Raw genomic sequence first — 24,754 nt, forward strand, 5'->3', positions numbered from 1 at the left:
GCGGCCTTGGGCCGCGCCAAAGCCATTCTAGAACGCGCTTGCCTCGGGGGCCGGGGGACAAGTCTGGGAGACACTAGGTGCGGCGAAGAATGCCACGATAATCGTTACGAACACGGCAGTCACTCGTGTCCGGAAGGTCATCTTTCCACCTTTGATCTGTGCACCTGAAGGTACGGCAAACAAAAAATAGCATATTTGCATGTATCCGGCAACAATCCGCCGACCTGCCTCTTTCTGGCCGCTTGAGGCGAAAAATTGGTTGATCGGATATTTACCTTCGCACGGTAAAGACGGCTGTGGACCGGCGCCGTTCCGCGGCCCGTCCGCCAATCCACGAGATCCCCAGAAATCGCAGTCGCGGGCGCGCGGCGTCCTCGGGGCGTCTTCGCGCCTCCGGCTGTCACCGCGCGACAGCAAAGGACGGCACTTTATGAACAAGGCGATCACCGAAGGTCTGAACCTCATGCCCCCCGCCTTCGTCGACGGGCTGGACATCTGGTCCAGCGGCGACGGCACTCCGGGCACCACCGCCTATGACAGCGACCCGGCGGGCACGCTCTATTCGGCTGACCCGGACTTCGGCACCTGCCTGGAACTGGCCAAGACCACCTCGCCGCAGAAGCTGCGGTACATGGGCGAGACGCCGATCCTGCCGGGCTGCTACCTGGAGGTCAGCGCGCGGGTAAAATGGGTCTCGGGGCCGAAACCCCAGGTCCGCATTGCCGGATACGCGGGCAACGCGACCGGCGGCAAGGTCGGCGCCGTCCCGCAGGAGGCCGATCCGATCACGCTCGAGGACCCGAGCCGCGTCTACACCGTGCGCGCCATCGTCGGATCCGGCCAGCGCACAGGTGTCGACATGGTCTGGGGCGTGAAGCCGGTCTATGCGCATTTCGGCATCGACCTGCTGGGCAGCGACGGTGCGATCATCCGGGTGGAGTCGATCCAGGTCGAGGACCGGACCTCGGTCTTCCATCGCAAGCTGATGGACCTTGTCGACGTGATCGACTACGGCGCAGTCGGCGACGGCGTGACCGACGACTCGCAGGCCTTCGAGGCTGCCGACGCCGCCTCGGACGGGCGAACGCTGATCGTCCCGCGCGGAACCTATTTCCTTGACCGGAATGTCACGCTGCTCTCTCCGGTGCGCTTCGAGGGAACGGTAAAGATGCCTGCCGACAAGCGGCTGGTGTTGCGCGCGAACTTCGATCTGCCCACCTATGCCGAGGCGTTCGGCGACGAGACGCTTGGCCTCAAGAAAGGCCTGCAGGCGCTGTTCAACTTCACCGACCACGAGTCGTTCGACCTCGGCGGCCGGCGCGTGGATCTGACCGAGCCCATCGACGTGCACCGTGTCGTCGGTAACGTCGACGTGCTGTCAAACCGCCGGGTGCTGCGCAATGGCGCGCTGCAGGCCGAGGAGAACGCGGCATGGGATCCCGAGGTGGTAACCGACAACGCGACTTATTCCTCGGGCGATCCGCTGGTGCTCAAAGGCCTGTCGAACATCGGCGCCATCGAGATCGGTGCGCTCGTCGAGGGCTTTGGCGTGGGGCGCGAGGTCTACGTGCGAGGGCGGAACCTTACCACCGGCGAGTTGACGCTCTCGCAGCCGCTGGCGCGCGCACGGGCGTCGCAGAGCTACACGTTCACCCGCTATCGCTACATGCTGGACTTCTCGGGGTTCACCAACATCAAGCGATTCAGCATCGAGTCGGTGCAGTTCTTCGGGGGCGGCGTCGCCTGCGGTGTCATGCTGCCCGACGACGGCACCTGGTGGACCTTCCGCGACTGTTGGTTCGAGCAGGCAGGCGATCATGCGATCAGCTCGATCGGCCGTGCCTGCCAGGGCCTGACGATCGACCAGTGCGAATTCCAGTCGGGCGACACGACGACACCGATCCCCGACCGCCGTTCGGTTGCCTTCAACACCAACGGGAACGATGCGAAGATCCGTAACAATCGCTGCATCAATTATCGTCATTTCGGGGTCATCTCGGGCAGCGGCAACCTTCTGATCGGCAACCATTTCTGGCAGTCCGACCTGCAGAGCGAGGGAGAGAAGACCGCCGGGCTGGTGCTGACCGACCGGACGTCCAAGACGACGGTCACTGGCAACTATTTCGACACCCAGTTCATTGAACTGACCAACGAACACCAGGCCGATGCCGGATCGTCAAGTTTCAGCCCGTTCGGGCGACTGAGTATCGTCGGCAACATCTTCACCGCGACCGACGTGCCGCCTTGGTTCACCTTCATCAAGCTGACGCCAATCGGCTCGAATCACTACATCGACGGCCTTAACGTGGTCGGCAACACGTTCCAGCTGTTCGGTGGCGCAAGCATCGATCGGGTCGAGCAGTTGGACGAGTCGCTGGGGACCATCGATCATTCCCGGACGGTGGATCTGCTATGGGACGGCAACAGCTACTCGTCGGTGACCGAGAAGGCCCAATCCCCGGCGCTGATTTCCCACACGGTCAGCGCCGAGGCGGCGGGTTGGGGCGTCGATGCCTCGGACCGTCTTCCGTTCGGTGGTCATGCGCTGGGCGTCGATGGCGTCACCCCGCACGGGCCGATCCGAGCAGCGAATGGCTCGGTCCACACCGGCCAGCCTTACGCCGAGCCGGCACAGGGCAGCAACAAGGCCAGAGTCGACCTGCGCTGGTCCGAGCCGGTACGTGGCACCGTGCAACTGCGCGTCCGCTCGGACATTGCGGCTTGATGACGGTCTGATGGCGCTAACCGCGTCTTAACCAAGGGCGGGGCAGGGTCGGCAAATGACCCATCCCCGCCCCCCGCGTACTGGCGAGTGCGCCCGCTTCTTCACCGTAGGATTGGCCGAGCCCGGCTCGGACCTGCTGACGGCGCGAGTCGATCGATTGCGGGCGGCCTTCGCCAGCCTGCTGAAGGCGCATCCGGTGCGGGTCGACGCGATGGTCGTCCTGCCGGATCACCTCCATGCTGTCTGGGTTCTGCCCGAAGCCGATGCCGACTTCGCGGGGCGCTGGCGGATCCTCAAAGGACAATTCACCCGGCTGTCGGACGAGGCTTCGCCTTGGCAGCCGCGCTATGCCGAGCATCCGATCGCCTCAGCAGACGAACATCGCGCGCGGATCGAATATTGCTGGCACGACCCGGTACGGCATGGTCTGGCCCGACGTCCCGTGGACTGGCCGTATTCCTCGTTCCGCCGCGATCTCAGGCGGCAGCTGGTCTCTGCTGACTGGGCGGCAAGACCGGCGGCGGTTCTGTTGGACAGCAAAAGGCCCGGCCGGAACTTCCGGGCCGGGCCAATCGGAACCTCATCTGGCGATGCTCAGGCACCGCTCATCTGAGGGGCGCAGGGACGGCACCGGGCCGTCCCGCGTCAGGTTCAGTCGGCCAGCGACAGGTTGCTGGCGGACTGACGGCCGTCACGGCCGGTTTCCAGGTCGAAGCTGACCTTCTGGTTGTCGTCGAGGCCAGACAGACCGGCACGCTCGACGGCCGAGATGTGCACGAACACGTCCTTGCCGCCCGCGTCGGGCTGAATGAAGCCAAAACCTTTGGTCGCGTTGAACCATTTCACGGTGCCAGTGGCCATACCGTAGTCTCCTTCGTAGTGCTGCCCACACCATGTGGCAGCGCGGCGTCTGTCAGAGCAGTATCGAGACTGAGGCCGTGGACGGAGACAGTGGTTCGATAGAGGTAACGTAGCGGGGCGCATCGTCGCCGAAACTCGGCATTAAAGCAAGCGGGATTGATTAGTCGATCCCCTCGTCCCGCGCCTCTGCCCAGCCGTTTTCCCAGGAAAGATGGTCGACCGTGTTCGGCGTGTAGGGGTTCTCGGTCAGCCTTAGGCCCGAAAGCGCAGCGATGAAGCCCTCATCATAGGCCTTGAGGCGCGCATCCGAGGCGCCGAGCGCCCGGTTGCGGTCCCGGATGTAAGCTTCGAACTCGGGATAGGCCATCAGCCGGTCGGTGTCGAAGCCGCCAGGATGACGGGTCAGCAGGCCGCGGCCGCGGTCGGTCAGGGCGAACTGGCCGCTTCCGAGGTCTTCGAGCAGGCGGGCAGCGGTCAGTTCGGCGGCAAGACCGGCGAATCGGGCGCCGAGTTCGGCCTCGGGCAAACGGTCCCGTTCACGTGCGGCGGCGAGCGCCGCGCGGAACCGGTGTACGCAATCGTCGATCCCGGCGGGGCCGTCCCCGGCAGCGCGCAAGAGGATCGCCACCAGGTTTGGCCGGTTGAGCAGAGGGTAGTCATTCGGAAACATGCCGGCCTCCGCTCTGTCCGGGATCAGCCTTTGGCCATCATGTTGCGGACCACGCCGATCACGGCCATCAGGATGCCGCCGCCGACGCCGCCGCCGGCGATCTGCCCGATCAGCGCACCGATATCGAGGCCGCCGGCCTGTGCAGCCGCGGCGCCGTCGGCGAGTTCCGGAGCCGCGCCACCCAGCACTGCGGCGAGGATCTGGCCGCCCAGTCCGCCGCCGACGATCCCGGCGATCGAGTTGCCCAGTGTGCCGAGGCTCTTGTCTTTCATCGCGGCGCCCGCAACGTTGCCGCCGACTGCACCCGCGACTAGGCTGATGATCAGTTCAAGCATGTGTTCCTGTCCCCCAAGACGTGCCCGGCCAGCCCGGGCCGCGCCAGTCTAGCATGAGTTTGTGACAACGTGGGCCACCTGCTATCAGAGACCGACTCAACGGAGGGATGAATGGGCGAGCTGATCCTCAAGGGCGTGGCGCTGGGCGTGGGCGCGACGGTGGCGATGGACCTCTGGGCGCTGCTGATGGGCGCGCTGAGGGTCAACCCGGCGCCGAACTGGGTGATGCCGGGCCGCTGGTTCTGGCACGCCGCGCGGGGGCGGGTCTTTCACGATGATATCGCCGCGGCCGAGGCCTACGGGGCCGAGCAGGCGCTGGGCTGGGCCGGGCACTATGTCGTGGGGATCGCCTACGGGGTAATCTTCGCGCTGATCGTGGGGCCGGGCTGGTTCGCCGATCCGACCTTTCTGCCGGCGTGGATCTTCGCGCTGGTCACGATCTCAGCGGGGTGGTTCCTGATGCAGCCGGGCATGGGGCTGGGCTGGGCGGCGGCGAAAACGCCGAACCCCTGGAAGGTCCGAGGGCTGGGGCTGGCCGCGCATACGGCGTTCGGGCTGGGCCTTTGGGTGACCGGGCTGATCGGGGTTCCGGCATGAAATCCGGGCGTTTCATCGTGAAAACCCACTTAAGCCCATGATTATAAAAAGAAACAGAATCCTAATAAAGAATTACCCCCGCGAAGGGCGGGGGTAACAACAGCAAATTCCGCAGTCAGGGCCAGGCGTTTGCCCGGCCCGAACCGGAATCAGGCCAGCGCCAGGTTGACGGCCGACTCGCGGCCATCACGACCGGATTCCAGGTCGAACGTGACCTTCTGGCCGTCATCGAGGTGGCTGATGCCCGAACGCTCGAGCGCCGAGATGTGGACGAAAACGTCCTTCGAGCCGCCCTCAGGCTGGATGAAGCCGAAGCCTTTGGTGGCGTTGAACCATTTCACGGTGCCGTTGGCCATCGTGAGATCTCCTAAACATGTACTGCCCGCAGGATGCGGCAGCCTGGCGTCAGTCATAAACAAGATCGAGAGACTGAGGCCGGTTAGGGAGACAGCAGGTCGACAAGGAATAACGTAGCCCTGCGCATATGCGCCTTCTCGCGGCAAATAGCAAGCGGCACGCGGGATCATTCGGACCAGGCCATCGCCTCGGAGATCGTGTAGGTCCAGGGCAGACCGGCATTGCGCCAGCCGTTCACGGCGCGCGCGCCGGCGTCGTTCTTGTCGCCCTCGAAACCCTCGACCAGGTTCCAGACATTGGTGTAGCCCGCGTCGATCAGCATCCTCGCCGCGACGGCGGAGCGTCCGCCCGAACGGCAGATCACGAAGATCGGGGTATCGGCCCCGCCGCCCTCGCGCGCGATGATCGCCTTGGCCTGATCCAGAAAGGCCGGGTTGTCTTGGCTCTTCAGCCCGCCCCTGCCGTCGAACTCGTGGGTGGTGATCCGCAACGGCACGATGGCGTCGACGCCCTCGGCATGGCCGATGTAGGCGATCTCGACCGGATCGCGCACGTCGAGAAAGACGATCCCGGGATCGGCGGTCAGCGCACTGTGGGCATCCTCGGACGAAAGATAGAGCCCGAGCGGCGTCGTCCTCGAGTCGGGCAGGCTGCCTGCGTCGACCGACGTGGCGATATCCCCGGCGATGGCGGGCAGGGCGGCGAAGGCGGCCGCCGCGACGGCGAGAGCTTTGAGCATGGCGTTTCCTCCGGTTGTTTTGCGGAGGAGTATGGGGTGGCGAGGTGCGCGCGGCCTTGATGCGGGTCAAGTGTGGGCCTGGGGTGAGGGGGCCTGCCGCCGAAGCTCAAATCCTGGGCGACATGGGTTTCAGCTTGCACGGTTAGGGTGCTGTTAACCCTGCCTCCCGCAGGGTGGGGTATGTCGGTTTACCTCAGACCCAGGGTGCCGGGGGCGACGGTATTCTTCACCGTATGCCTGGCCGAGCGCGGATCGGACCTGTTGGTGCGGGAGGTCGCTTTGCTGCGCACCGCCGTCGCCGCGAGCGGGCCGAGCGGCCGTTCCGCGTGCGGGCGTGGGTGGTGTTGCCGGATCATATGCATGCCGTTTGGACGTTGCCCAAGGGCGATGCGGAGTATTCCGTGCGGTGGGGCGCGATCAAGGCGCGGTTTACGATGGCGATAATGCAGAAGCAGCGTAGGGCGGGCTTCAGCCCGCCATCCGGGTTCCCGGGGGTGGTGTCGGGGAGGTATGCCGGGCTGAAGCCCGGCCTACGCAGTTACAAGCGGGAGCGCGGGATTTGGCAGCGGCGGTTCTGGGGTGAGCGGCGTCCCGGAAACCGTCCAGTGGACGGTTTCAGCCGCGAACGCGCGGAGCCCCGAGGCGAAGCCATCATGTGCGGTGCGCCGAGACCCTGGAAGCGTGTATCCGGTATTGTCATACGAACCCCGTCAAGCACGGGTTGGCCGAGACGCCGGGGCATGGCCGTATTCCTCGGTGCATCGGGATATGCGGCCAGGGGGGGTGTAGGATGGGGTTTTACCCCACCGTTACATTGGTTTCAGGAGGTATTGGGGTGTAACCCCACCCTACCCTTGCTACGGGAGCGCAATGTCAGGTTTTCGGGAGTGGTTTGATTCAGGCTCGCAACGATGCCATTCCATTTCGAAACCTGCCTGACCAGCTTTTCCGTAGCAATAGCCCCGAGCGCTCAATAGATACATCGCATAGTCTCTTGCTCCACAGGCGCGCCAAGTATCGGTTTCACCCCCAGAGCCGCCACGGCATCTCGTATCAAGTATAGAAACGTCCTGCAGAAGTTGTATCGTCTCGGCGTCCTGAGCCATCGTCCCGTCAGGTAAAAAAGACAAGAAAGCTACCGCCATCAGCGCTCTGGGAATCATTAATTACCTCGCAAACTTCTTGTACTTGATCCGCTTCGGCTCCACCGCATCCGGGCCAAGGCGGCGGATCTTGTCTTCCTCGTAGTCCTCGAAGTTGCCCTCGAACCACTCGACATGGGCCTCGCCCTCGAACGCGAGGATGTGCGTGCAGAGGCGGTCCAGGAAGAAGCGGTCGTGGCTGATGATGACCGCGCAGCCGGCGAAGTCGGCGAGGGCGTCTTCGAGGGCGCGCAGGGTCTCGACGTCGAGATCGTTGGTCGGCTCGTCGAGCAGCAGCACGTTGCCGCCCGAGCGCAGCAGTTTCGCCATGTGGACGCGGTTGCGCTCGCCCCCCGAGAGCAGGTTGACCTTCTTCTGCTGGTCGCCGCCCTTGAAGTTGAAGGCGCCGACATAGGCGCGGGAGTTCATCTCGGCGTCGCCCAGCTTGATGACGTCGAGCCCGTCCGAGATCTCTTCCCAGACGGTCTTGCTGTCATCGAGCGCGTCGCGCGACTGGTCGACATAGGAGAGTTTTACCGTGTCGCCGAAGGTGATCGAGCCCTCGTCGGGCTGTTCCTGCCCGGTCAGCATGCGGAAGAGCGTGGATTTACCCGCGCCGTTCGGACCGATCACGCCGACGATGCCGCCCGGCGGCAGGCTGAACGACAGATCGTCGATCAGCAGCTTGTCGCCGAAGCCCTTCTTCAGCCCCTCGACCTCGATCACGTTGGAGCCGAGGCGCGGGCCGTTGGGGATGACGATCTGCGCGCGGGAGATCTTCTCGCGCTCGGACTGCGAGGCGAGGTCGTTATAGGCGTTGATGCGCGCCTTCTGCTTGGCCTGCCGGGCCTTGGCGCCCTGGCGGATCCATTCCAGCTCGCGCTCCAGCGTCTTCTGCCGGGTCTTGTCCTCGCGGGCTTCCTGTTCCAGCCGCTTGGCCTTCTGTTCCAGCCAGGAGGAGTAGTTGCCCTCGTAGGGGATGCCCCGGCCACGGTCGAGTTCGAGGATCCAGCCGGTGATGTCGTCGAGGAAATAGCGGTCGTGGGTGACGATCAGGATCGTGCCCTTGTACTCGATCAGGTGTTTCTGGAGCCAGGCGATGGTCTCGGCGTCGAGGTGGTTGGTCGGCTCGTCGAGCAGCAGCATGTCGGGCGCTTCGAGCAGCAGCTTGCACAGCGCCACGCGGCGGCGCTCACCGCCCGAGAGGGTCGCGGGCATCGCGTCGTCGGGGGGGCAGCGCAGGGCCTCCATCGCGATGTCGATCTGGCTGTCGAGATCCCACAGGTTCTGCGCGTCGATCTGGTCCTGAAGCTCGGTCATCCGGTCCATCAGGTCCGGGTCCTCGGCGATCTTCATGGCGATCTCGTTGAACTCGTCGAGCAGGGCCTTCTTGGCGGCCACGCCCTCCATGACGTTTTCGCGCACGGTCTTGGTCTCGTCGAGGTGCGGCTCCTGCGGGAGATAGCCGACGCGGGCGCCCTCGGCGGCCCAGGCCTCGCCGGTGAAGTCCTTGTCCTGCCCGGCCATGATGCGCATCAGGGTCGACTTGCCCGCGCCGTTAACGCCGACGACGCCGATCTTCACGCCCGGCAGGAACGAGAGGCGGATGTTCTCGAAGCATTTCTTGCCGCCCGGATAGGTCTTGGACACCCCGTCCATGTGGTAGACGTACTGGTACTTCGCCATGAGACTTGCCCCTTGAATGCGGTTTGGCCCCATGTAGCCGCTTGCGCGGGCAGGGGCAACGGGGGCTAGGGCGCTGGCAGGGTCAGCGCGAAGCGCGCGACGTCGTCCCAGACGCGTGGGGCCTGCACGTCGCGGAAGAGCCAGTGCCAGCCCTCGGGGTAAAGGATGTAGCCCGCCTGGCCCGGGATCCGCGTGTGGACGCGCGCGACGGCGGAGGGGGCGAGGATCTGGTCGTTCTCGCCCATCAGGGTGAGCGTCGGTAGCGTGACCGAGGGGGCCGAGGCCGCAGCGCGGTCCATGACTCGGATCAGGCCCATCAGTTCGCGCCCCGAGGGGTTGCCGTAGTGGCGGGGATGCGAGGTGACGATGCGCCAGGCGTCCTCATTGTCGGTGGGGACGATGCGCACGATGCCCTTGCCGGTGAAGCGCTCGTCCGGTGCGATGCTCGCGACGAGCCAGCCACCGAAGCGCTGGGCGGTGCCGATCTGGTCGCCTCCGGCGATGGCGGGAGCGGCGAGCACGATGCCGTCCGCCTGCAGCCCGTCGTCGGCGGCGGCCAGCGTGACGCCGCCGCCCATGGAGTGGCCGACAACGACCAGCGGCACGTCCGGATGCCGGGCACGCAGCAGCGCAGTTACCGCGCGCAGGTCGGATTCGAGGATCTGCGGTCCCGGCCAGGTCTTGAAGCTGGCATTGCGGCCGAAGCCGCGCTGGTCGTAGGCGTAGGTGGTGATGCCCCGCGTTGCCCAGGAGCGCGCGGCTGGGCCGAAGGTCGAGGGGCCGAAATCGCCGTAGCCGTGGACGCCGAGGATCACCGCGCGGGTTCGGCCCTGCGCCGGCCAGGAGGACATCGCGAGGTCGATGCCATCGGCGGCCACGGCCTCGGGCGTCAGGGCGGCGCGGGTGATCGGCTCGGGGTTGCCAAGCGGCCCGGGCGCGCAGGCGGCGAGACCGGCCAGAAGAGCCAGGGCGCGAAAGACGCGAAGGCGCACGGCGGAAAGGGAACGAAAGGGCATCGCGACGCATCCGGAACCACGGGACAGCCGACTGTCGCACGAGCCGCGCACGAGGGCCAGTGCCGCGTGCAGCCCGTTGCGAGAATTGACAAATCCCGCTCCAGATGCGTTTGGTTGTCGCGCTTGGGGAAGCGGGCGGTCCAGTCCCGCACAGGACGGGAAACGCGGTGCGCTACGACTATCCGAAATCGGCGCCGGGGATGAAGGTCGGCCTGCTGGGCGGGTCCTTCGATCCGCCGCACCTGGGCCATGTCCATATTACGCGTCGCGCGTTGCGCCGGTTCGATCTGGACCAGGTCTGGTGGCTGGTAAGTCCCGGCAATCCGTTGAAGGCGGATGCCCCGGCCTCGATGGCGCGGAGAATCGCGGCAGCGCGCACGCTTGTCGGGCACCCGCGAGTGCAGGTCACCGATATCGAGGCGCGGCTGGGCACACGCTTCACCGCCGACACGCTGCGCAAGCTTGTGGGGCTCTATCCCGGCGTCAATTTCGTCTGGCTGATGGGCGCCGACAACCTCGCGAGCTTCCACAAGTGGGAGCATTGGCGCGACATCATGGAGCAGATCCCGATCGGCGTGCTGGCCCGTCCGGGCGAGCAGGTCCGTGCGGGTCTCTCGCCTGCCGCGCAGGTCTATGCGCGGCATCGGCTGCGCAAGGAGGATGCGCCGGGACTGGCGCTCGCGCCGCCGCCGGCCTGGGTGCTGCTGAGCGGCCCGATGGTCGAAGCCTCCTCGACCGCTCTGCGCAAGTCAGGCGCCTGGATCCGCTAGGCGGATAGGATCGCGCCGCCCAAAGGCGAGCGGCGCGAATCGGCTGCGCTCAGCTGCCGAACTTGGCTTCCTGGCACTCGCGCACTGCGGCGGCACCGGCCTTCGTGCCTTCGAGGCTGATGGCAATCGGATCGCGGCCCTCGACCATCAGGGTCAGGGTGTTCTTGTTCTCCAGATCGTAGATGAAGTCCGGATTGTTGAACCAGAAATAGCCGCCGACATAGTCCGGGCGCTCGATATCGACCGCGGTGCCGGTATAGCTTTCGCCGTCGACGTCCAGCATCATGCTGCCGCCCTCGGGCGAGATCCCCAGCGATGCCGGCGCAAAGATCGCGAGATAACCCCGGGTGTCGACCTTGTTGATGCCGATTTGCAGGTCGATGTTGTCCTGCATCCGCTTCTCGAGCAGGCAGCCCTGCATCTTGGTGTTGGCCAGAACCCGCCAGCCGCCAGCCTCGCCATAGGGCTCGAAGGTCTGGGCAAGCGAAGCGGTCGAGATCCCTGCAAGGGCGGCGAGAGCGAGCGTGAAAGTACGTTTCATGTGGTCCTCCGTAAACCGAGTTGTCGAGTTCGTTCTCGTGGTCTGAGTGCCGGGCCAGTTCCGTCTGACCGTCTTTCAGTGGCGCGATTGACTGCGCGCTGCTCGAATCGCCGTCCTGGGGGAGTCACAGAATGCGAGGGCATCTTAGATGCATACTTTGACATAGAACAATGCGTGGATGTATTTCGTGTCGCCCCACCGCTTTCTGCGAAAGCCGTTTCGTGGGGTCCGGAGCCGTTGCGGCGGGGTGGGCTTGAATAACCCGGTCCTGATGTTAGCCTTTGTCGCGGCCGGAAGGTCGGTTTGATCCGCGCGGTCTTGGTGGTTCGTTAACCGGGGCGTGGCAAGACGGACTCGCTCGCGATTCTGTCACATGAGCACGGGTTGCGGGCGCGGTGCGCTCTGGGCATATTCCGCACGGTCCGAATTCCGTACGGAATTCCGCATGGTCCGAATGCGAGGAGAGTTCGCGAAGATGTCGTTTTCGCGTCGTGGATTCCTGGCGGGGCTGGCCGCCTCGTTGCCAGCTGCAGCAGCTACTGCCCAGGTGCGGCCTCGACCGCGCCCGGCCGGGCACCGGCTGCCGCCGCCCGAAGGATCGGCGCAGGCTATCTTGGCGGACTACAATCTTCAGGACATCAGCGGCTTCGCGCTGCGCGACCTGTCGAACGGCCGGATCGTCGAGGAACACAATCCGCGCCTTCTGCTGCCGCCCGCATCGGTCAGCAAGGCGGTCACGACGCTCTATGGGCTGGCCGCGCTGGGCGAGAACTATCGCTTCCGCACGCGGGTCGCGATCGACGGCACGGTGCAGGACGGCGTGTTGCGCGGGGATCTCTACCTGATCGGCGACGGCGATCCGCATATGGATACCGACGGGCTGGCGGATCTGGCCTCGCAGGTGGCCGCCGCGGGCATCCACCGGATCGAGGGCGCGGCCTATGTCTTCGCCTCGGCGCTTCCCTACCACGCCGAGATCGACCCCGAGCAGCCGGTCTACGTCGGTTACAATCCGTCGATCTCGGGGCTGAACCTGAATTTCAACCGCGTCCACTTCGAGTGGAAGCCGAACGGCGGCCAGTACAACGTGGCGATGACCGCGCGCAGCGCCCGGTTCGACCCGGCGGTGAGCCTGGCTGAGGTCCGCGTGGTAGACCGCAACGGGCCGGTGTTCTCATATGCGGGGACCGAAGGACGCGAGGTCTGGTCGGTTGCGCGCGGTGCGCTTGGCAAGGGTGGTGCACGCTGGCTGCCGGTGCGCGAGCCCGCGCTCTACGCCGCCGAGGTGTTCCGCACGGTGGCGAACCAGTACGATCTGCGGCTGCCGAACCTGCGTCGCGCCGACCGGCTTCCGGCCGGGCTGGTCCCGGTCGCCGAGGCCGAGAGCGCCGCGTTTGGACCGATGGCCAAGTCGATGCTGAAGTACTCGACAAACCTGACGGCCGAGGTTCTGGGCCTGCGCGCCGCACAGGTGATCGGGCTGGAGCCGCGGGACATCGCCGACTCCGCCGAAGGGATGACCGAATGGCTGCGCGCCACGCACGGTGTGGGCGGCGCGCGTTTCCTGAACCACTCGGGGCTGACCGACGTGACGCGGATCAGCGCCTCGGAGATGGTGCAGGTTCTGGACATCGCGGCGCATGGCCCGCTGCACGGGATGCTGAAGCCGGTGAACATGCAGTCCGTGCACGATGCGGGCTGCAAGATCGTCGCCAAGACCGGCACGCTGAACTTTGCGCGCGGTCTGGCGGGGTATATCGACGGGCCCGGCGGGCGGCGCTTCGCGTTCGCCATCTTCTCGGCCGACATGGACGCGCGGGCCAAGGCCGGCTCGGCGGAAAGCCCGCGCGGCGCCAAGACCTGGCTTGGCCGCGCGAAGGCGCAGGAGCGCGCCTTGCTGGAGCGCTGGGCAAATACCTTCGTCGCCGCCTGACGCTGCAAGATTGACCCGGATCAAGGCCGGCCCTTTCCAGTCGGGGCATGACGGGCTCCGAAAGGGGGGCTCATGGCCGCCGAGGTGTTCCGCACCGAGAAGCTCTGCAAGGTCTACGATTCCGGCGAGGTGCAGGTGCGCGCGCTGGACGACGTGGACCTGTCGCTGTTCGAGGGCGAACTGGCCGTGCTGCTGGGGCCGTCCGGGTCGGGCAAGTCGACGCTGCTCAACATTCTCGGCGGTCTGGATCATGCATCGAGCGGCCGGGTCTGGTTTCGTGACCGGGAACTGAGCGGGCTGAACGACCGGGGCCTGACCCGGTTCCGGCGCGAGCATGTCGGCTTCGTCTTCCAGTTCTACAACCTCGTCGCCAGCCTGACCGCGCGCGAGAACGTCCAGTTGGTGACCGACGTGGCGCGCGATCCGATGCGCCCCGAGGAGGCGCTGGAGCAGGTCGGGCTGGGGCACCGCATGGACCACTTCCCGGCGCAGATGTCCGGCGGCGAGCAGCAGCGCGTCGCGATCGCACGCGCCATCGCCAAGCGCCCCGAGGTGCTGCTGTGCGACGAGCCGACCGGCGCGCTCGACAGCAAAACCGGGGTCGAGGTGCTGGAGGCGCTCGACCGGATCAACGCACAGTTTGGCACCGCAACGGTGGTCATCACCCACAACGCCGAGATCCGGCGCATGGCGCACCGGGTGATCCGCTTCCAGGACGGACGCGTCGCCGAGGTCGAGGTGAACGAGGGCCGGATCGCCCCGGCGGAGATCGCGTGGTGAGGGCGCTGGACCGCAAGCTATTGCGCGACCTGGCGCGGCTCTGGCCGCAGGCGCTGGCGATCGCGCTGGTGCTGGCCTGCGGGGTCACGGTGATCCAGATGTCGGTCGGCATGTCCTCGGCGCTGGATGATACGCGCGAGGCCTATTACGAGCGCAGCCGGTTCGCCCAGGTTTTCGTGCAGGCGCGGCGTGCGCCGCGCACGCTGCTGCCCGAGATCGCGGCCATTCCCGGCGTTCAGGCGGCGGAGGCGCGGGTCTCGTTCCAGGCGATGCTCGACGTGCCGGGGCAGGTGGAGGCCGCGGTCGGCCAGATCCTGTCGCTACCCGAGACGGGGCCGCCGCGGCTCAACGTGCCGATCCTGATGTCGGGCGACTGGCCGGATCCGGATAGCACCGCCCGGGTGGTGGTCAACGCGCCCTTCGCCGAGGCCAATGGCATGCGGGTGGGCGACGGGTTCTCGGCCAACCTCAACGGGCGGAAGCGCTGGCTGACGATCACCGGCACCGCGCTGTCGCCGGAGTTCATCTATACCATCGGCCCCGGAGCGCTGATGCCCGACGATACCCGCTACGGGATCCTGTGGATGTCGGACCGGGCGGCCTCGGCGGCCTTCGACATGGGCGATGCGTTCAACGACCTGAGCCTGACGCTGGCGCGCGGCGTGGACGAGGCGCCGGTAATCGACCGGCTCGACACGCTGCTGGAGCCCTATGGCGGACAGGGCGCCTACGGGCGCGACCTGCAGCAGTCGAACGCCTTTCTCGACGCGGAGATCACTCAGCTCAAGGCGATGGCGCTTATCCTGCCGCCGGTCTTCCTCGGGATATCGGTCTTCCTGGTGAACATGGTGATCGGCCGGATCGTGGCGCTGGAGCGGTCCGAGATCGGGCTGCTCAAGGCGATCGGCTACGGCGATGGCGAGATCAGCCTGCACTACATGGCGCTGGCCGCGCTGATCGCCGCCGGGGGTATCGGCATCGGTTGGATCTTCGGTGGGTTGATGGGGCGCTACATGGCCGGGGTCTACGCCGAGTTCTTCGACTTTCCCTACCTGATCTACCGGATGCCGCCGGGAACCTACGCCATTTCCGGCTCGGCGGCGCTGGGCGCGACACTTGCGGGCGCGGTACAGAGTGCGCTGAAGGCCGCGCGGCTGCCGCCCGCCGTGGCGATGGCGCCGCCCGCGCCTCCGCGCTATCGCCGGACGCTTATGGACCGGGCGTTGGCCGCGGCACAGCTGAGCCAGCCGATGATGATGGTGGCTCGCAGCCTGATGCGCTGGCCGCTGCGGGCGGCGGCGACGGCCTTGGGGCTGGCGCTGGCGGTCGCGGTGCTGGTTGCGTCGAGTTTCTTCGCAGGCTCGCTCGACGAGATCATCGACAGCGCGTTCTATCAGTCGAACCGCCAGGACGCGATGCTGCTGTTCGCCGACGATGTGCCGCGCAGCGCGCTGGAGGAGGTCCGGCGCCTGCCCGGTGTGCTTCAGGCCGAGCCTCAGCAATACGACGCGGTGATCCTGCGCAACGGCCACCGCGAGAAGCGCACCGCCATCGAGGCCCGGCCCGCCGGGACGGACCTTGCGCGAACCGTCAGCGACACCGGTGAGGTGATCCTGCTGCCCGAACGCGGCATCTATCTTGCGGCGCGCCTGGCAGGGCAGCTTGGGGTCGGGCCCGGCGACACGGTCGAGGCGGAGTTCCTGACCGGCAGGCGCGAGACCGTCCGACTGCCGGTTGCCGGGACGGTGACGCAATACCTCGGCATGGGCGCGTTCATGGAAATCGACGCCTATGATGCGCTGCACCGGCGTGCGCCAAGGATGACCGTGGCGAACGTAACACTGGACGAGACGCGGCGCGACGCGTTCCACGGCGCCATAAAGGAGACGCCGCAACTGGCGGCAGCGATCTTTATGACCGAGAACCGGCGCAGTTTCGAAGCGACCATCGAGAACAACGTTCTGGTGATGACCTCGATCTATGCCGCGCTGGGCATCCTGGTGACGGTGGGCGTGGCCTATAACAGTGCGCGTGTGCAACTCTCCGAGCGAGCGCGCGAGTTGGCGAGCCTGCGGATCCTAGGGTTTACGCGGGGCGAGGTCTCGGCGGTGCTGGTCGGCGAGATCCTGTTGCTGGCGCTGCTGGCGCAGCCGATGGGCTGGTGGATCGGCGCGGCGATCGCGCGGGCGATGACCGAGGCCTTCGCCTCGGACCTCTATTCGATCCCGCTGGTGCTGGAGCCGGGTGTGTTCGCCTATGCCAGCCTGATCGTGTTGAGCGCCACCGCCGTTTCGCTGGCGGTAGTGCGGCGACGGCTCGACCGGCTGGACCTTGTGGCCGTGATGAAGACGCGGGAGTGATTGGCATGCATTGGAAACCGCAGACATATCTTGGCGTGGGAGCCGCTGCCGCGGTGGCGCTGGGCCTGGCCTGGGCCGCATTCCGCGAAGAGCCGGTGCCCGTTGACCTGCACGCCGTCGCGGAGGCGCCGATGCGGATCACGATCAACGCCGATGGCGAGACCCGGATCCGCGAGGTCTACGACATCGCCGCGCCGATCCTCGGTACCGCGCGGCGCAGCCCGGTCGAGGTCGGAGACAGCGTCACTGGCGGCGAAACGGTGGTCGCCGAGGTCGAACCTGCCGCGCCCGCGCTTCTCGATACGCGCAGCCGTGTGCAGGCAGAGGCAGCCCTGCGCGAGGCCGAAGCGGCGCTGCACGTCGCCGAAAGCGATCTGCGCACGGCGGACGAGGATTTGGCCTATGTCCAATCCCATTACGAGCGGACCCGCAGCCTTTTCGACCGCGGCGCGACGACCGAGGCCATCGTAGAGGACGCCCAGCGGCGGCTTGCCGTGGCCGAGGCGGCGCAGGCGGCGGCGCAGAGCCGGGTCGAGATGGCCATAGGCTCGGTTGACCGGGCGCGTGCGGTGCTGGTCCTGCCCGAGGACGGCGCGGGGGATGGCAGCTGTTGCGTGACGCTGGTGGCCCCGGCGGACGGCGTGGTGCTGGAAGTCGTCTCGCAAAGCGAGCGACCGGTGCTGCCCGGGGCACAGCTTCTGAGCATCGGTGATCCGGCGGACCTGGAGATCGTCGCCGACCTGCTGTCGAGCGATGCCGTCCGGATCGGCCCCGGCACCCGTGCCATCGTCGAGCGTTGGGGCGGGCCGGTCCCGCTGGAGGCCGTGCTGCGCCGGGTGGAGCCCGCCGCGCGCACGCATGTCTCCTCGCTGGGAATCGAGGAGCAGCGGGTGGACGCGCGCTTCGATCTGGTCACCCCGGTCGAGGAACGGGCAGGGCTGGGGCACGGGTTTTCGGTGTTCCTGCGGATCGTGGAGTGGGAGGAGGACGCCGTCTTGCAGGTGCCGCTGAGCGCGGTGTTCCGCTCGGGCACGAACGGGACCGACTGGGCGGTGTTCGTGGAGCATGGCGGGCGGGTGAGCCTGCGCGCCGTGACCTTGGGCCGGCGCAACGACCTGTCGGTCCAGGTGCTGGACGGCCTGTCGCCGGGCGAGCGCGTGGTGCTGCATCCGAGCGACAAGCTTGAAGACGGCGGCGCGATCATCGAACGCGCCGTGATGGACTAGCGGCCTTTCGGGACTTCGACCGGGCGGTCGGTGAGGATCTGTTCCATCGAGAAGAGGCCGGTGACCTTCTCGATGTCGAGATCCTGGATCAGGCGCTGGTAGACCTTGTCATAGCCGCTCATCCCGGTGGTCAGGATCTTGATCAGGTAGTCCCATTCCCCGCCGATACGATGCAGTTCCATCACCTCGGGCATACTTTCGACACGGTTGCGAAAGCTCGCGGCCCAGGCAGCGTCGTGGTGGCGGCTGCGCACCAGCATGAACACCGCTAGATCCAGTCCCAGCGCCTCGGCGTTGACGCGGGCCGCGGGTTGGCCCAGCACCCCGCTTTCGCGAAGGCGTTTGACCCGCCGCCAGCAGGCGTTCTGCGAAAGGCCCAGCTTGTCGGCGAGGTCGCGCTGCGAGAGGCTGCCGTCGATCTGCAATTCGTGCAGGATCGTTGTGTCGATATGGTCCAGTTTCGCGCTCATCGGCGATCATCTGACATGGGATTGCGCGGATTGCCAATCGGTTTGCAAGGCTCAGCCCAGTTCCATGGTGGCGATAGCCTGCAGGGTCGTGCCGGTCTTTGGCGCGGGGCCGCGATACATGCGGGCGGTGGCGAAGGTTTCCTGAAAGCCGCGGTCTTCGAGGAGTTGCGCAAATTGGGCGCTGTCCTCGGGCACGTCGACGATGGCTTGGGATTGGTCCAGCAGGGAGGTTGCCGCGATGGCGAGGGCAAGCGCATCTTCGGCGCTGGGCGCGACGATCGGGCCGATCTTGCAGCCTTCGCGGCAGAGGCGGGCGGTGGCGAAGCCGGTGCCATCCTCGAGCAGGACGGTCCTGCGGGTTTCGGTGGGTCTGGCCCATTCAGCAAGGAACCTCAGCCGTGAAAAGCCGTTTGCCCGAAGGTCGAGCGCCGCCAGCGCGGGGAGGTCGCCGGGCGTCACCTCGCGGGCTGGACATTCAAAGAAGGGCAGGGTGCCGCACATTCGGCGGGTTCGACCGGTGCGGACGAAGCCGGATTTCGCGTAGTTCGCCTCCTGGGCGGGCACGCCGTCGAGACCTACCGTCCGGGTGCCCGCATGGGCGAGGGCGTGGGACCAGAGGGCAAAGCCGATGCCCTGCCCGCGATAGGCGGGCTGGCACAGGTAGAGACCGAGGAAGGCGAAGTCGTCGGAGTGGTTGACGACGGAAATCGCGGCGACCGCTTTGCCGGCGACTTCGGCGATGAAGAAGCCATCCGGGTCGCTGGCGTGGAATGCCGCGGCGTCCTCCAGACCCGGATTCCATCCCTCGGCGGCGGCCCAGTCGAGCATCTCGGCCACTTCGGAAAGGGTTGCGGTTCGAAAGGTCGCCTCGGTCATCTGTTCAGAGCTTCGCGCAGGGAAGTGGGGGGCTGGGTGACGTTGCGCAGGTCGAGCGAGGCAACAAGGTCCAGCAGGTGGCTCTTCATCAGCTGCTCGGCCAGCGCGCCATCACGCTCGGCGAAGGCGTCGAGCATCGCGTGGTGGGCCTGCGTTTCGCACAGCGCGGCACGGCGATGCCAATAGAGCGCGATGATCAGCGACGAGCGGGAGACCAGTTCCGAGATGAATGCCTGGATCGTGTCCTGGTCCGCGATGCGGGCGATCTCGACATGGAACTGGCCGGACAGCACCAGCGCGCCGGAATTGTCGCCCGCGTCGAGCGCGGCATGCTCGTTGCGGATGTTCGCCCTGAGGATCGCGAGGTCGCCGTCGGTCATGCGCTCGGCGGCGGAACGGGCAGTGCGCGGCTCGAGCAGCGCGCGGGCTTCGAACACCTCGCGCGCCTCGCGGACCGAGGGCTTGGCGACAAAGGCACCCCGATTGCGCCTCAACTCGACGAGTTTGCGGTGCGAGAGGGACTGGACCGCGGCGCGGACGATGGTGCGGCTGATGCCATAGGCCTCGCCCAGTTCATCCTCGCCCAGCTTGGTACCCGGCGGAAGCCTGTGCTCGTGAATCGCGCGCTCCAGATCCGCTGCGACGGTTTCGCTGCTCCAGTGCCTCGTCCCGGTCTTGTCCATGCCCTCTGCCTCGGCGGGCGCGTGCCCTTTTGTCCTGTGTTTCCGATTCGGCGCGTGCGGAGCAAGGAAGTTCGGAAAGCCTGGCGTTTCGGAGGGATTGTATACAACATTGTGCCGCATTTCGTGCACACTGAGCGTGAGAGTGCACAATTTTTATGCCAAGTCTGGAAATTGGCGATTGGCCGGGCGATTTCTCTGCCGCCCTCCACCGTCCAGTGCGCAAGGTGTGGGCGTTGCGCACGGCGGGGGCAAAATGGCCGCAGGACACGATCTTGAACTTGTTCACCTTACGAAACGCTACGGTTCGACCGTGGCGGTCAACGATCTGAATCACCGGTTCGCGCCGGGGTCCTATGTCTGTCTGCTGGGCCCCTCGGGCTGCGGCAAATCCTCGACGCTGCGGATGATCGCCGGGCACGAGGAGGTGAGCGAAGGCGAGATCCTGCTGGACACTCAGGATGTGTCGCGGATGCCGCCCGCAAAGCGCGGCACGGCGATGATGTTCCAGAGCTATGCGCTGTTCCCGCACCTTTCGGTCCGCGACAACGTCGCCTTCTCGCTGCGGATGAAGGGCATGGACAAGCCGGCACGCCACAAGCGCGCGGACGCGATGCTGGAGCTGGTGGACATGACCTCTTTCGCAGACCGGCTGCCCGCGCAGCTCTCCGGCGGCCAGCAGCAGCGCGTGGCGCTGGCCCGAGCGCTGGTCACGAAACCCAAGGTGCTGCTGCTGGACGAGCCGCTGTCGGCGCTGGACCCGTTCCTGCGGATCCGGATGCGCAGCGAGCTGAAGAAGCTTCAGCGCGAGCTGGGCATCACCTTCCTGCATGTCACCCACGGCCAGGACGAGGCGCTGGCGCTGGCGGACGAGATCGTCGTGATGAACAACGCCGTCATCGAACAGGCCGGCCCCGCGCGCGAGGTCTGGTCGCGCCCTCGGACCGAGTTCGTCGCCCGGTTTATCGGTGGGCACAACGTCATCACCACCCCCGAGGGCAAGGCCACGGTGCGCGCCGATGCGGTGACGATCGCCGACCAGGGCCTGGCCGCGACCGTCACGGCGGTCGAGTACCAGGGCGCATCCGTCGCGGTCACGACGCGGACCGCAGGTGGCGAGGAGGTGCTGGCCCTGCTGCCGGAGGATCAGTTCTACGCCGCGCCCCGGTCCCCGGGCGAGGCGGTGAAGCTGAACTGGAACGAGGGGCGGCTGCACCGCCTCCAGGCCTGACCGGCCCGACCCGAGCGGCGGAACCGGTCACAAACGATCCAACAGAGAGGAGAATAACAATGGCGAAACCCGAGGTCGGATACTCCCGCCGGTCGCTGCTCAAGGCCGGTGGTGCGGCCGTCGCAGCCACGGCGTTCCCCGCACCGATGATCTGGGCGCAGGACACCAAGGACATCGTCCTGCGCCAGTTCGGCACCGGCGTGTCGAACCTGAACGACGTTGCGAACAAGGTGAAGGAAGACCTTGGTCTGACGCTGGAGATGACGGCGCTGGACTCCGACAGCGTCACCCAGCGCGCGGCGACCCAGCCCGACAGCTTCGACATCGCGGACATCGAGTACTGGATCTGCAAGAAGGTCTGGCCGACCGGCAACCTTCAGGCAATGGATACCTCGAAGATCGCCAACTACGACAAGATCGTGGGCATCTTCAAATCCGGCAAGCTGACCCCGGAAAGCGTGATCGCGCAGGGCACCGCCCCGCACACCGTCGGCTTCGTCGACGGGCCGGGAGGCACCGAGTTCGTCGACAACGAGAGCGGCTGGATGACCCTCATCCCGACGATCTACAACGCCGACACGCTGGGCATCCGCCCCGACCTGATCGGCCGCCCGATCGAAAGCTGGACCGAGCTTCTGAACCCGGAGTTCAAGGGTAAGGCCTCGATCCTCGACATCTCGTCCATCGGCATCATGGACATGGCCATGGTCTGCGAGGCCATGGGCGAGATCCAGTATGGCGACAAGGGCAACATGACCCGGGAAGAGATCGACAAGACCATGGCGATCTTCACCGAGGCCAAGCAGAACGGCCAATTCCGCGCCTTCTGGAAGACCTTTGATGAAAGCGTCAACCTGATGGCCTCGGGCGAGGTGGTGATCCAGTCGATGTGGTCGCCGGCGATCACAGCGGTGAAGTCGCGCGGCATTCCCTGCGTCTACCAGCCGCTGAAAGAGGGCTACCGGTCCTGGGGCGGCGGCATCGGCCTGTCCTCGTCGCTGTCGGGCATGGAGCTGGATGCGGCCTACGAGTACATCAACTGGTACCTCTCGGGCTGGGTCGGCGGCTATCTGATGCGGCAGGGCTACTATTCGGCGGTCCCCGAGACCTCGAAGGAGTTCATGACCGAGAACGAGTGGGGCTACTGGTTCGAGGGCAAGGAAGCCACCGACGTCATCACCAGCCCGACCGGCGACAAGCTGGCCGAGGCCGGCGAGGTCCGCGACGGCGGCTCGTTCTACGACCGCATGGGCAGCGTCGCCTGCTGGAACGCGGTCATGGACGAGAACCAGTACATGGTCCGCAAGTGGAACGAGTTCATCGCCGCATGAGGCGATCCTGCTTCGGGGGGCTTCGGCCCCCCGGATTTCCTTCGAGTTCGGATGGCCCTGCGGGAGTGACGCGATGCGCGTGATCAATCGGCATGTGCTGGGATGGCTGCAGGCGGCGCCGCTGACGCTGGTGCTGGCAACCTTCCTCGTCGCGCCCATCATCATGATCGTGATCGTCAGCTTCTGGGGCGCGACCGAGTTCTCGATCTACCCGGCCTTCCAGTTCGACAACTACGAATTCCTGTTCTCGTCCCCGGTGACCTACAAGGTCTTCGGCGCGACGTTGAAATACGCGGCGATCACGTGGGCGCTGACCCTGACCATCGGCTTCACCGTGGCCTACTTCCTGGCATTCCACGTGCGCAGCCTGACCATGCAGATCGCGCTGTTCCTGGTCTGCACGATCCCGTTCTGGACCTCGAACATCATCCGCATGATCTCGTGGATCCCGTTCCTGGGCCGCAACGGCATCGCCAACCAGTCGCTGATTTCATGGGGGGTGATCGACGAGCCGCTGGAGTGGCTGCTCTACTCGGATTTCGCGGTGATCCTGGCCTTCGTGCACCTCTACACGCTGTTCATGGTAGTGCCGATCTTCAACACGATGATGCGCATCGACCGCTCGCTGCTCGAGGCCGCGCGGGACAATGGCGCGTCGGGGTTCCAGACGCTGGTGCATGTGATCCTGCCGCTGACCAAGCCGGGCATCATGATCGGGACGATCTTTGTCGTGACGCTGGTGATGGGCGATTTCATCACCGTGCGCTTCATGAGCGGCTCGCAACGGGCCAATGTCGGGCGGTTGATCTCGAACGATATCGGACTGTTGCAATACCCCTCGGCCGCGGCGACGGCGGTGGTGCTGCTTTGCACGGTGCTGATCGTGATCGCGATCCTTCTGCGCTTCGTCAACATCCGCAAGGAGCTGTGATCCATGGAGAAACGCACCGCCAGCTTCTATGTCCTCGCGGTCTTCTTCGGCCTGTTCGTGCTGTTTCTCTACGGCCCGATCCTGACCATCGGCATTCTCAGCTTCCAGGGACCGCAGGGTGGGCTGACCTTCCCGATGAACGGCGTCTCGCTGCACTGGTTTGCCGAACTGTTCCAGCAGCAGGCGGTCGGCGACATCTGGGGCGCGTTCCGGCGCAGCTTCGGGCTTGGTCTGATGGTCATGGTGACGACCGTGGTGATCTCGTTCATGGCCGGGCTGTCGTTCCGCAAGCGCTTCGCCGGATCGGGGGTGCTGTTCTATATGGCGATCACCTCGCTGGTGATCCCGTCGATCCTGATCTCGCTGGGCGTGGGCCTTATTTTCAACCAGCTGGGGCTCAAGATCCACTGGGCGACCAGCGGCTTCGGGGCGCAGCTGACTTGGACCCTGCCGTTCGGCCTGCTGATCATGTTCGCGGTCTTCAACCGCTTCGACAAGAGCTTCGAAGAAGCCGCCCGCGACCAGGGCGCCAGCGCCTGGCAGACGATCCGCTTCGTGGTCCTCCCGATCATTGCGCCCTCGCTGATCGGCGTGGCGCTGTTCGGCTTCACCCTCAGCTATGACGAGTTTGCCCGCACGCTGCTGGTGGCGGGCAGCTACAACACCCTGCCGCTCGAGATCTTCGGCATGACCACCAACGTGACCACGCCCGTGATCTACGCGCTCGGCACGCTGACGACGGCGTTCTCGCTGGTCATCATCGCGGCCTTTCTGCTGGGCGTCTGGATCATGGGCAAGCGGAGGGCACGGCTGGGATCGGATGCGGGCAAGGGCGTATGAGGATCGCCTACATCAATCCCAACTCCACCGAGGGAATGACCGACGCCATCGTGGCCACCGCACGCGAGGCGCTTCCCGATGCCGAAATCTTCGGTCTGACCAACGCCGACGGCCCCCCGGCGATCGAGGGAGCCGAGGACGGCGCGCGCGCCGTGCCGGGGGTCCTGTCGCGACTCGACGTGGCGCGGGTGCAAGGCGCCGAGGCGATCGTCATCGCCTGTTTCGACGACACCGGCCTGACCGAGGCGCAGGCGAAGAGTGGACTCCCGGTGCTGGGCATCGGTCAGGCGTCCTATGTCATGGCCTCGCTGCTGGGTCTGCGGTTCTCGGTCGTGACCTCGCTGCCGGTCTCGATCCCGGTGATCGAAGTGAATATCCGAGCGCTCGGCTACGCCGGGCACTGCGCTTCGATCCGGGCAAGCGGCCTGCCGGTGCTGACCATCGACGAGGGTGGCCCTGAGGTCATCGCCCGTATCGCGTCGGAAATCGAGCTTGCGCGCACCGAAGACGGCGCCGCCGCTGCAGTGCTCGGCTGCGCCGGAATGGCCCCGCTTCGGGCCGCGCTTCAGGTAACCACCGACATCCCGCTTATCGACGGAGTCGCTGCCTCGGCCCATCTGGCAAGGGCAGCGGCGGGCAGTCGGATCAAGGGGTAGG

General features: G+C 66.1%; 24 protein-coding genes. 13 read left to right on the top strand and 11 right to left on the bottom strand.

Features of this window, described 5'->3' with window-relative positions; translation table 11 throughout:
- Nucleotides 1-430 precede the first annotated feature (430 nt).
- Both ACW9UR_RS02330 and ACW9UR_RS02335 read left to right on the top strand, forming a co-directional pair.
- Nucleotides 431-2,725 carry a right-handed parallel beta-helix repeat-containing protein gene (locus ACW9UR_RS02330; RefSeq protein ID WP_458915295.1) on the top strand — a complete coding sequence of 765 codons (2,295 nt, stop codon included), beginning with the start codon at nucleotides 431-433 and terminating at the stop codon, nucleotides 2,723-2,725.
- Between the two features lie 55 nt (nucleotides 2,726-2,780).
- Nucleotides 2,781-3,338 (top strand): REP-associated tyrosine transposase, encoded by a 558-nt coding sequence (locus tag ACW9UR_RS02335; RefSeq protein WP_458915296.1) that lies wholly within the window; start codon nucleotides 2,781-2,783, stop codon nucleotides 3,336-3,338.
- Nucleotides 3,339-3,376: 38 nt separating this feature from the next.
- Here the strand turns inward: ACW9UR_RS02335 and ACW9UR_RS02340 are convergent, their stop codons facing one another.
- The 3 genes from ACW9UR_RS02340 to ACW9UR_RS02350 form a co-directional block, all read right to left on the bottom strand.
- Nucleotides 3,377-3,586, bottom strand: coding sequence for a cold-shock protein (locus ACW9UR_RS02340; protein ID WP_458915297.1), 210 nt, complete (start codon nucleotides 3,584-3,586; stop codon nucleotides 3,377-3,379).
- A gap of 160 nt (nucleotides 3,587-3,746) precedes the next feature.
- On the bottom strand, nucleotides 3,747-4,256 hold the full coding sequence (locus tag ACW9UR_RS02345) for a ribosome modulation factor (RefSeq protein WP_458915298.1): 510 nt from the start codon (nucleotides 4,254-4,256) through the stop codon (nucleotides 3,747-3,749).
- A 23-nt stretch (nucleotides 4,257-4,279) separates the two neighbouring features.
- Nucleotides 4,280-4,591 carry a hypothetical protein gene (locus ACW9UR_RS02350; RefSeq protein WP_458915299.1) on the bottom strand — a complete coding sequence of 104 codons (312 nt, stop codon included), beginning with the start codon at nucleotides 4,589-4,591 and terminating at the stop codon, nucleotides 4,280-4,282.
- Between the two features lie 111 nt (nucleotides 4,592-4,702).
- Here ACW9UR_RS02350 and ACW9UR_RS02355 point away from each other — a divergent pair, with 111 nt between their 5' ends.
- Complete coding sequence (locus ACW9UR_RS02355) at nucleotides 4,703-5,188, top strand: DUF2938 domain-containing protein (RefSeq protein ID WP_458915300.1); 486 nt, start codon at nucleotides 4,703-4,705, stop codon at nucleotides 5,186-5,188.
- 149 nt (nucleotides 5,189-5,337) lie between these two features.
- Here ACW9UR_RS02355 and ACW9UR_RS02360 read toward each other — a convergent pair whose 3' ends face one another.
- The 4 genes from ACW9UR_RS02360 to ACW9UR_RS02375 form a co-directional block, all read right to left on the bottom strand.
- Entirely contained in the window at nucleotides 5,338-5,544 is a 207-nt protein-coding gene (locus ACW9UR_RS02360) for a cold-shock protein (protein WP_458915301.1), read from the bottom strand.
- Nucleotides 5,545-5,711: 167 nt separating this feature from the next.
- Nucleotides 5,712-6,284 carry a rhodanese-like domain-containing protein gene (locus tag ACW9UR_RS02365; protein WP_458915302.1) on the bottom strand — a complete coding sequence of 191 codons (573 nt, stop codon included), beginning with the start codon at nucleotides 6,282-6,284 and terminating at the stop codon, nucleotides 5,712-5,714.
- A gap of 1,166 nt (nucleotides 6,285-7,450) precedes the next feature.
- Nucleotides 7,451-9,112 carry an energy-dependent translational throttle protein EttA gene (ettA, locus tag ACW9UR_RS02370; RefSeq protein WP_458915303.1) on the bottom strand — a complete coding sequence of 554 codons (1,662 nt, stop codon included), beginning with the start codon at nucleotides 9,110-9,112 and terminating at the stop codon, nucleotides 7,451-7,453.
- 65 nt (nucleotides 9,113-9,177) lie between these two features.
- Complete coding sequence (locus tag ACW9UR_RS02375) at nucleotides 9,178-10,128, bottom strand: alpha/beta fold hydrolase (protein WP_458915304.1); 951 nt, start codon at nucleotides 10,126-10,128, stop codon at nucleotides 9,178-9,180.
- A 167-nt stretch (nucleotides 10,129-10,295) separates the two neighbouring features.
- Between ACW9UR_RS02375 and ACW9UR_RS02380 the strand changes: the two genes are divergently transcribed.
- A complete protein-coding gene (locus ACW9UR_RS02380; protein WP_458915305.1) occupies nucleotides 10,296-10,898 on the top strand; it encodes a nicotinate-nucleotide adenylyltransferase in 603 nt (200 codons plus the stop codon).
- Between the two features lie 49 nt (nucleotides 10,899-10,947).
- Here the strand turns inward: ACW9UR_RS02380 and ACW9UR_RS02385 are convergent, their stop codons facing one another.
- Nucleotides 10,948-11,439: a hypothetical protein gene (locus ACW9UR_RS02385; RefSeq protein WP_458915306.1), complete on the bottom strand. Its 492-nt coding sequence runs from the start codon at nucleotides 11,437-11,439 to the stop codon at nucleotides 10,948-10,950.
- A gap of 613 nt (nucleotides 11,440-12,052) precedes the next feature.
- Between ACW9UR_RS02385 and dacB the strand changes: the two genes are divergently transcribed.
- The 4 genes from dacB (at nucleotide 12,053) to ACW9UR_RS02405 (ending at nucleotide 17,738) form a co-directional block, all read left to right on the top strand.
- Nucleotides 12,053-13,372: a D-alanyl-D-alanine carboxypeptidase/D-alanyl-D-alanine endopeptidase gene (gene dacB, locus ACW9UR_RS02390; RefSeq protein WP_458915307.1), complete on the top strand. Its 1,320-nt coding sequence runs from the start codon at nucleotides 12,053-12,055 to the stop codon at nucleotides 13,370-13,372.
- A gap of 72 nt (nucleotides 13,373-13,444) precedes the next feature.
- The gene (locus ACW9UR_RS02395) at nucleotides 13,445-14,152 is read left to right on the top strand and encodes an ABC transporter ATP-binding protein (RefSeq protein WP_458915308.1); all 708 of its coding nucleotides are present in this window, start codon (nucleotides 13,445-13,447) and stop codon (nucleotides 14,150-14,152) included.
- The gene (locus tag ACW9UR_RS02400; RefSeq protein ID WP_458915309.1) at nucleotides 14,149-16,512 is read left to right on the top strand and encodes an ABC transporter permease; all 2,364 of its coding nucleotides are present in this window, start codon (nucleotides 14,149-14,151) and stop codon (nucleotides 16,510-16,512) included. Before ACW9UR_RS02395 ends, ACW9UR_RS02400 begins: the two co-directional genes overlap by 4 nt.
- A gap of 5 nt (nucleotides 16,513-16,517) precedes the next feature.
- Nucleotides 16,518-17,738, top strand: a complete 1,221-nt coding sequence (locus ACW9UR_RS02405; protein WP_458915310.1) for an efflux RND transporter periplasmic adaptor subunit — start codon at nucleotides 16,518-16,520, stop codon at nucleotides 17,736-17,738.
- Here the strand turns inward: ACW9UR_RS02405 and ACW9UR_RS02410 are convergent.
- Genes ACW9UR_RS02410 through ACW9UR_RS02420 form a run of 3 tightly spaced genes read right to left on the bottom strand, consistent with a single transcriptional unit; the run spans nucleotide 17,735 to nucleotide 19,767 of the window.
- Entirely contained in the window at nucleotides 17,735-18,208 is a 474-nt protein-coding gene (locus tag ACW9UR_RS02410) for an Lrp/AsnC family transcriptional regulator (RefSeq protein ID WP_458915311.1), read from the bottom strand. The two genes, ACW9UR_RS02405 and ACW9UR_RS02410, sit on opposite strands and share 4 nt — an antisense overlap.
- A 51-nt stretch (nucleotides 18,209-18,259) precedes the next feature.
- Nucleotides 18,260-19,084, bottom strand: a complete 825-nt coding sequence (locus tag ACW9UR_RS02415) for a GNAT family N-acetyltransferase (RefSeq protein ID WP_458915312.1) — start codon at nucleotides 19,082-19,084, stop codon at nucleotides 18,260-18,262.
- Nucleotides 19,081-19,767, bottom strand: coding sequence for a GntR family transcriptional regulator (locus ACW9UR_RS02420; RefSeq protein WP_458915313.1), 687 nt, complete (start codon nucleotides 19,765-19,767; stop codon nucleotides 19,081-19,083). The genes ACW9UR_RS02415 and ACW9UR_RS02420 overlap by 4 nt, the downstream gene beginning before the upstream one ends.
- Before the next feature lie 253 nt (nucleotides 19,768-20,020).
- Here ACW9UR_RS02420 and ACW9UR_RS02425 point away from each other — a divergent pair, with 253 nt between their 5' ends.
- The 5 genes from ACW9UR_RS02425 to ACW9UR_RS02445 all read left to right on the top strand — a co-directional run bounded on the left by ACW9UR_RS02425 (nucleotide 20,021) and on the right by ACW9UR_RS02445 (nucleotide 24,753).
- Complete coding sequence (locus ACW9UR_RS02425; protein WP_458915314.1) at nucleotides 20,021-20,995, top strand: ABC transporter ATP-binding protein; 975 nt, start codon at nucleotides 20,021-20,023, stop codon at nucleotides 20,993-20,995.
- Nucleotides 20,996-21,054: 59 nt separating this feature from the next.
- The gene (locus ACW9UR_RS02430) at nucleotides 21,055-22,326 is read left to right on the top strand and encodes an ABC transporter substrate-binding protein (protein WP_458915315.1); all 1,272 of its coding nucleotides are present in this window, start codon (nucleotides 21,055-21,057) and stop codon (nucleotides 22,324-22,326) included.
- Between the two features lie 73 nt (nucleotides 22,327-22,399).
- Nucleotides 22,400-23,257 carry an ABC transporter permease gene (locus ACW9UR_RS02435; RefSeq protein WP_458915316.1) on the top strand — a complete coding sequence of 286 codons (858 nt, stop codon included), beginning with the start codon at nucleotides 22,400-22,402 and terminating at the stop codon, nucleotides 23,255-23,257.
- 3 nt (nucleotides 23,258-23,260) lie between these two features.
- Nucleotides 23,261-24,097, top strand: coding sequence for an ABC transporter permease (locus ACW9UR_RS02440; RefSeq protein WP_458915317.1), 837 nt, complete (start codon nucleotides 23,261-23,263; stop codon nucleotides 24,095-24,097).
- Nucleotides 24,094-24,753 (top strand): aspartate/glutamate racemase family protein, encoded by a 660-nt coding sequence (locus tag ACW9UR_RS02445; protein ID WP_458915318.1) that lies wholly within the window; start codon nucleotides 24,094-24,096, stop codon nucleotides 24,751-24,753. The genes ACW9UR_RS02440 and ACW9UR_RS02445 overlap by 4 nt, the downstream gene beginning before the upstream one ends.
- Nucleotide 24,754 lies beyond the last annotated feature (1 nt).

This window comes from Halovulum sp. GXIMD14794 (genome assembly GCF_054457455.1).

Excerpts from the sequence above, each read along its gene's own strand:
- ACW9UR_RS02345 (WP_458915298.1), bottom strand. The coding sequence starts at position 4,256 with ATGTTTCCGAATGACTACCCTCTGCTCAACCGGCCAAACCTGGTGGCG.
- ACW9UR_RS02395 (WP_458915308.1), top strand. The coding sequence starts at position 13,445 with ATGGCCGCCGAGGTGTTCCGCACCGAGAAGCTCTGCAAGGTCTACGAT.
- ACW9UR_RS02385 (WP_458915306.1), bottom strand. The coding sequence starts at position 11,439 with ATGAAACGTACTTTCACGCTCGCTCTCGCCGCCCTTGCAGGGATCTCG.
- ACW9UR_RS02360 (WP_458915301.1), bottom strand. The coding sequence starts at position 5,544 with ATGGCCAACGGCACCGTGAAATGGTTCAACGCCACCAAAGGCTTCGGC.
- ACW9UR_RS02340 (WP_458915297.1), bottom strand. The coding sequence starts at position 3,586 with ATGGCCACTGGCACCGTGAAATGGTTCAACGCGACCAAAGGTTTTGGC.
- ACW9UR_RS02420 (WP_458915313.1), bottom strand. The coding sequence starts at position 19,767 with ATGGACAAGACCGGGACGAGGCACTGGAGCAGCGAAACCGTCGCAGCG.
- ettA (WP_458915303.1), bottom strand. The coding sequence starts at position 9,112 with ATGGCGAAGTACCAGTACGTCTACCACATGGACGGGGTGTCCAAGACC.
- ACW9UR_RS02445 (WP_458915318.1), top strand. The coding sequence starts at position 24,094 with ATGAGGATCGCCTACATCAATCCCAACTCCACCGAGGGAATGACCGAC.
- ACW9UR_RS02405 (WP_458915310.1), top strand. The coding sequence starts at position 16,518 with ATGCATTGGAAACCGCAGACATATCTTGGCGTGGGAGCCGCTGCCGCG.
- ACW9UR_RS02410 (WP_458915311.1), bottom strand. The coding sequence starts at position 18,208 with ATGAGCGCGAAACTGGACCATATCGACACAACGATCCTGCACGAATTG.
- ACW9UR_RS02435 (WP_458915316.1), top strand. The coding sequence starts at position 22,400 with ATGCGCGTGATCAATCGGCATGTGCTGGGATGGCTGCAGGCGGCGCCG.
- ACW9UR_RS02365 (WP_458915302.1), bottom strand. The coding sequence starts at position 6,284 with ATGCTCAAAGCTCTCGCCGTCGCGGCGGCCGCCTTCGCCGCCCTGCCC.
- ACW9UR_RS02355 (WP_458915300.1), top strand. The coding sequence starts at position 4,703 with ATGGGCGAGCTGATCCTCAAGGGCGTGGCGCTGGGCGTGGGCGCGACG.
- ACW9UR_RS02425 (WP_458915314.1), top strand. The coding sequence starts at position 20,021 with ATGGCCGCAGGACACGATCTTGAACTTGTTCACCTTACGAAACGCTAC.
- ACW9UR_RS02415 (WP_458915312.1), bottom strand. The coding sequence starts at position 19,084 with ATGACCGAGGCGACCTTTCGAACCGCAACCCTTTCCGAAGTGGCCGAG.
- ACW9UR_RS02330 (WP_458915295.1), top strand. The coding sequence starts at position 431 with ATGAACAAGGCGATCACCGAAGGTCTGAACCTCATGCCCCCCGCCTTC.
- ACW9UR_RS02430 (WP_458915315.1), top strand. The coding sequence starts at position 21,055 with ATGGCGAAACCCGAGGTCGGATACTCCCGCCGGTCGCTGCTCAAGGCC.
- ACW9UR_RS02440 (WP_458915317.1), top strand. The coding sequence starts at position 23,261 with ATGGAGAAACGCACCGCCAGCTTCTATGTCCTCGCGGTCTTCTTCGGC.
- ACW9UR_RS02350 (WP_458915299.1), bottom strand. The coding sequence starts at position 4,591 with ATGCTTGAACTGATCATCAGCCTAGTCGCGGGTGCAGTCGGCGGCAAC.
- ACW9UR_RS02375 (WP_458915304.1), bottom strand. The coding sequence starts at position 10,128 with ATGCCCTTTCGTTCCCTTTCCGCCGTGCGCCTTCGCGTCTTTCGCGCC.
- ACW9UR_RS02335 (WP_458915296.1), top strand. The coding sequence starts at position 2,781 with ATGACCCATCCCCGCCCCCCGCGTACTGGCGAGTGCGCCCGCTTCTTC.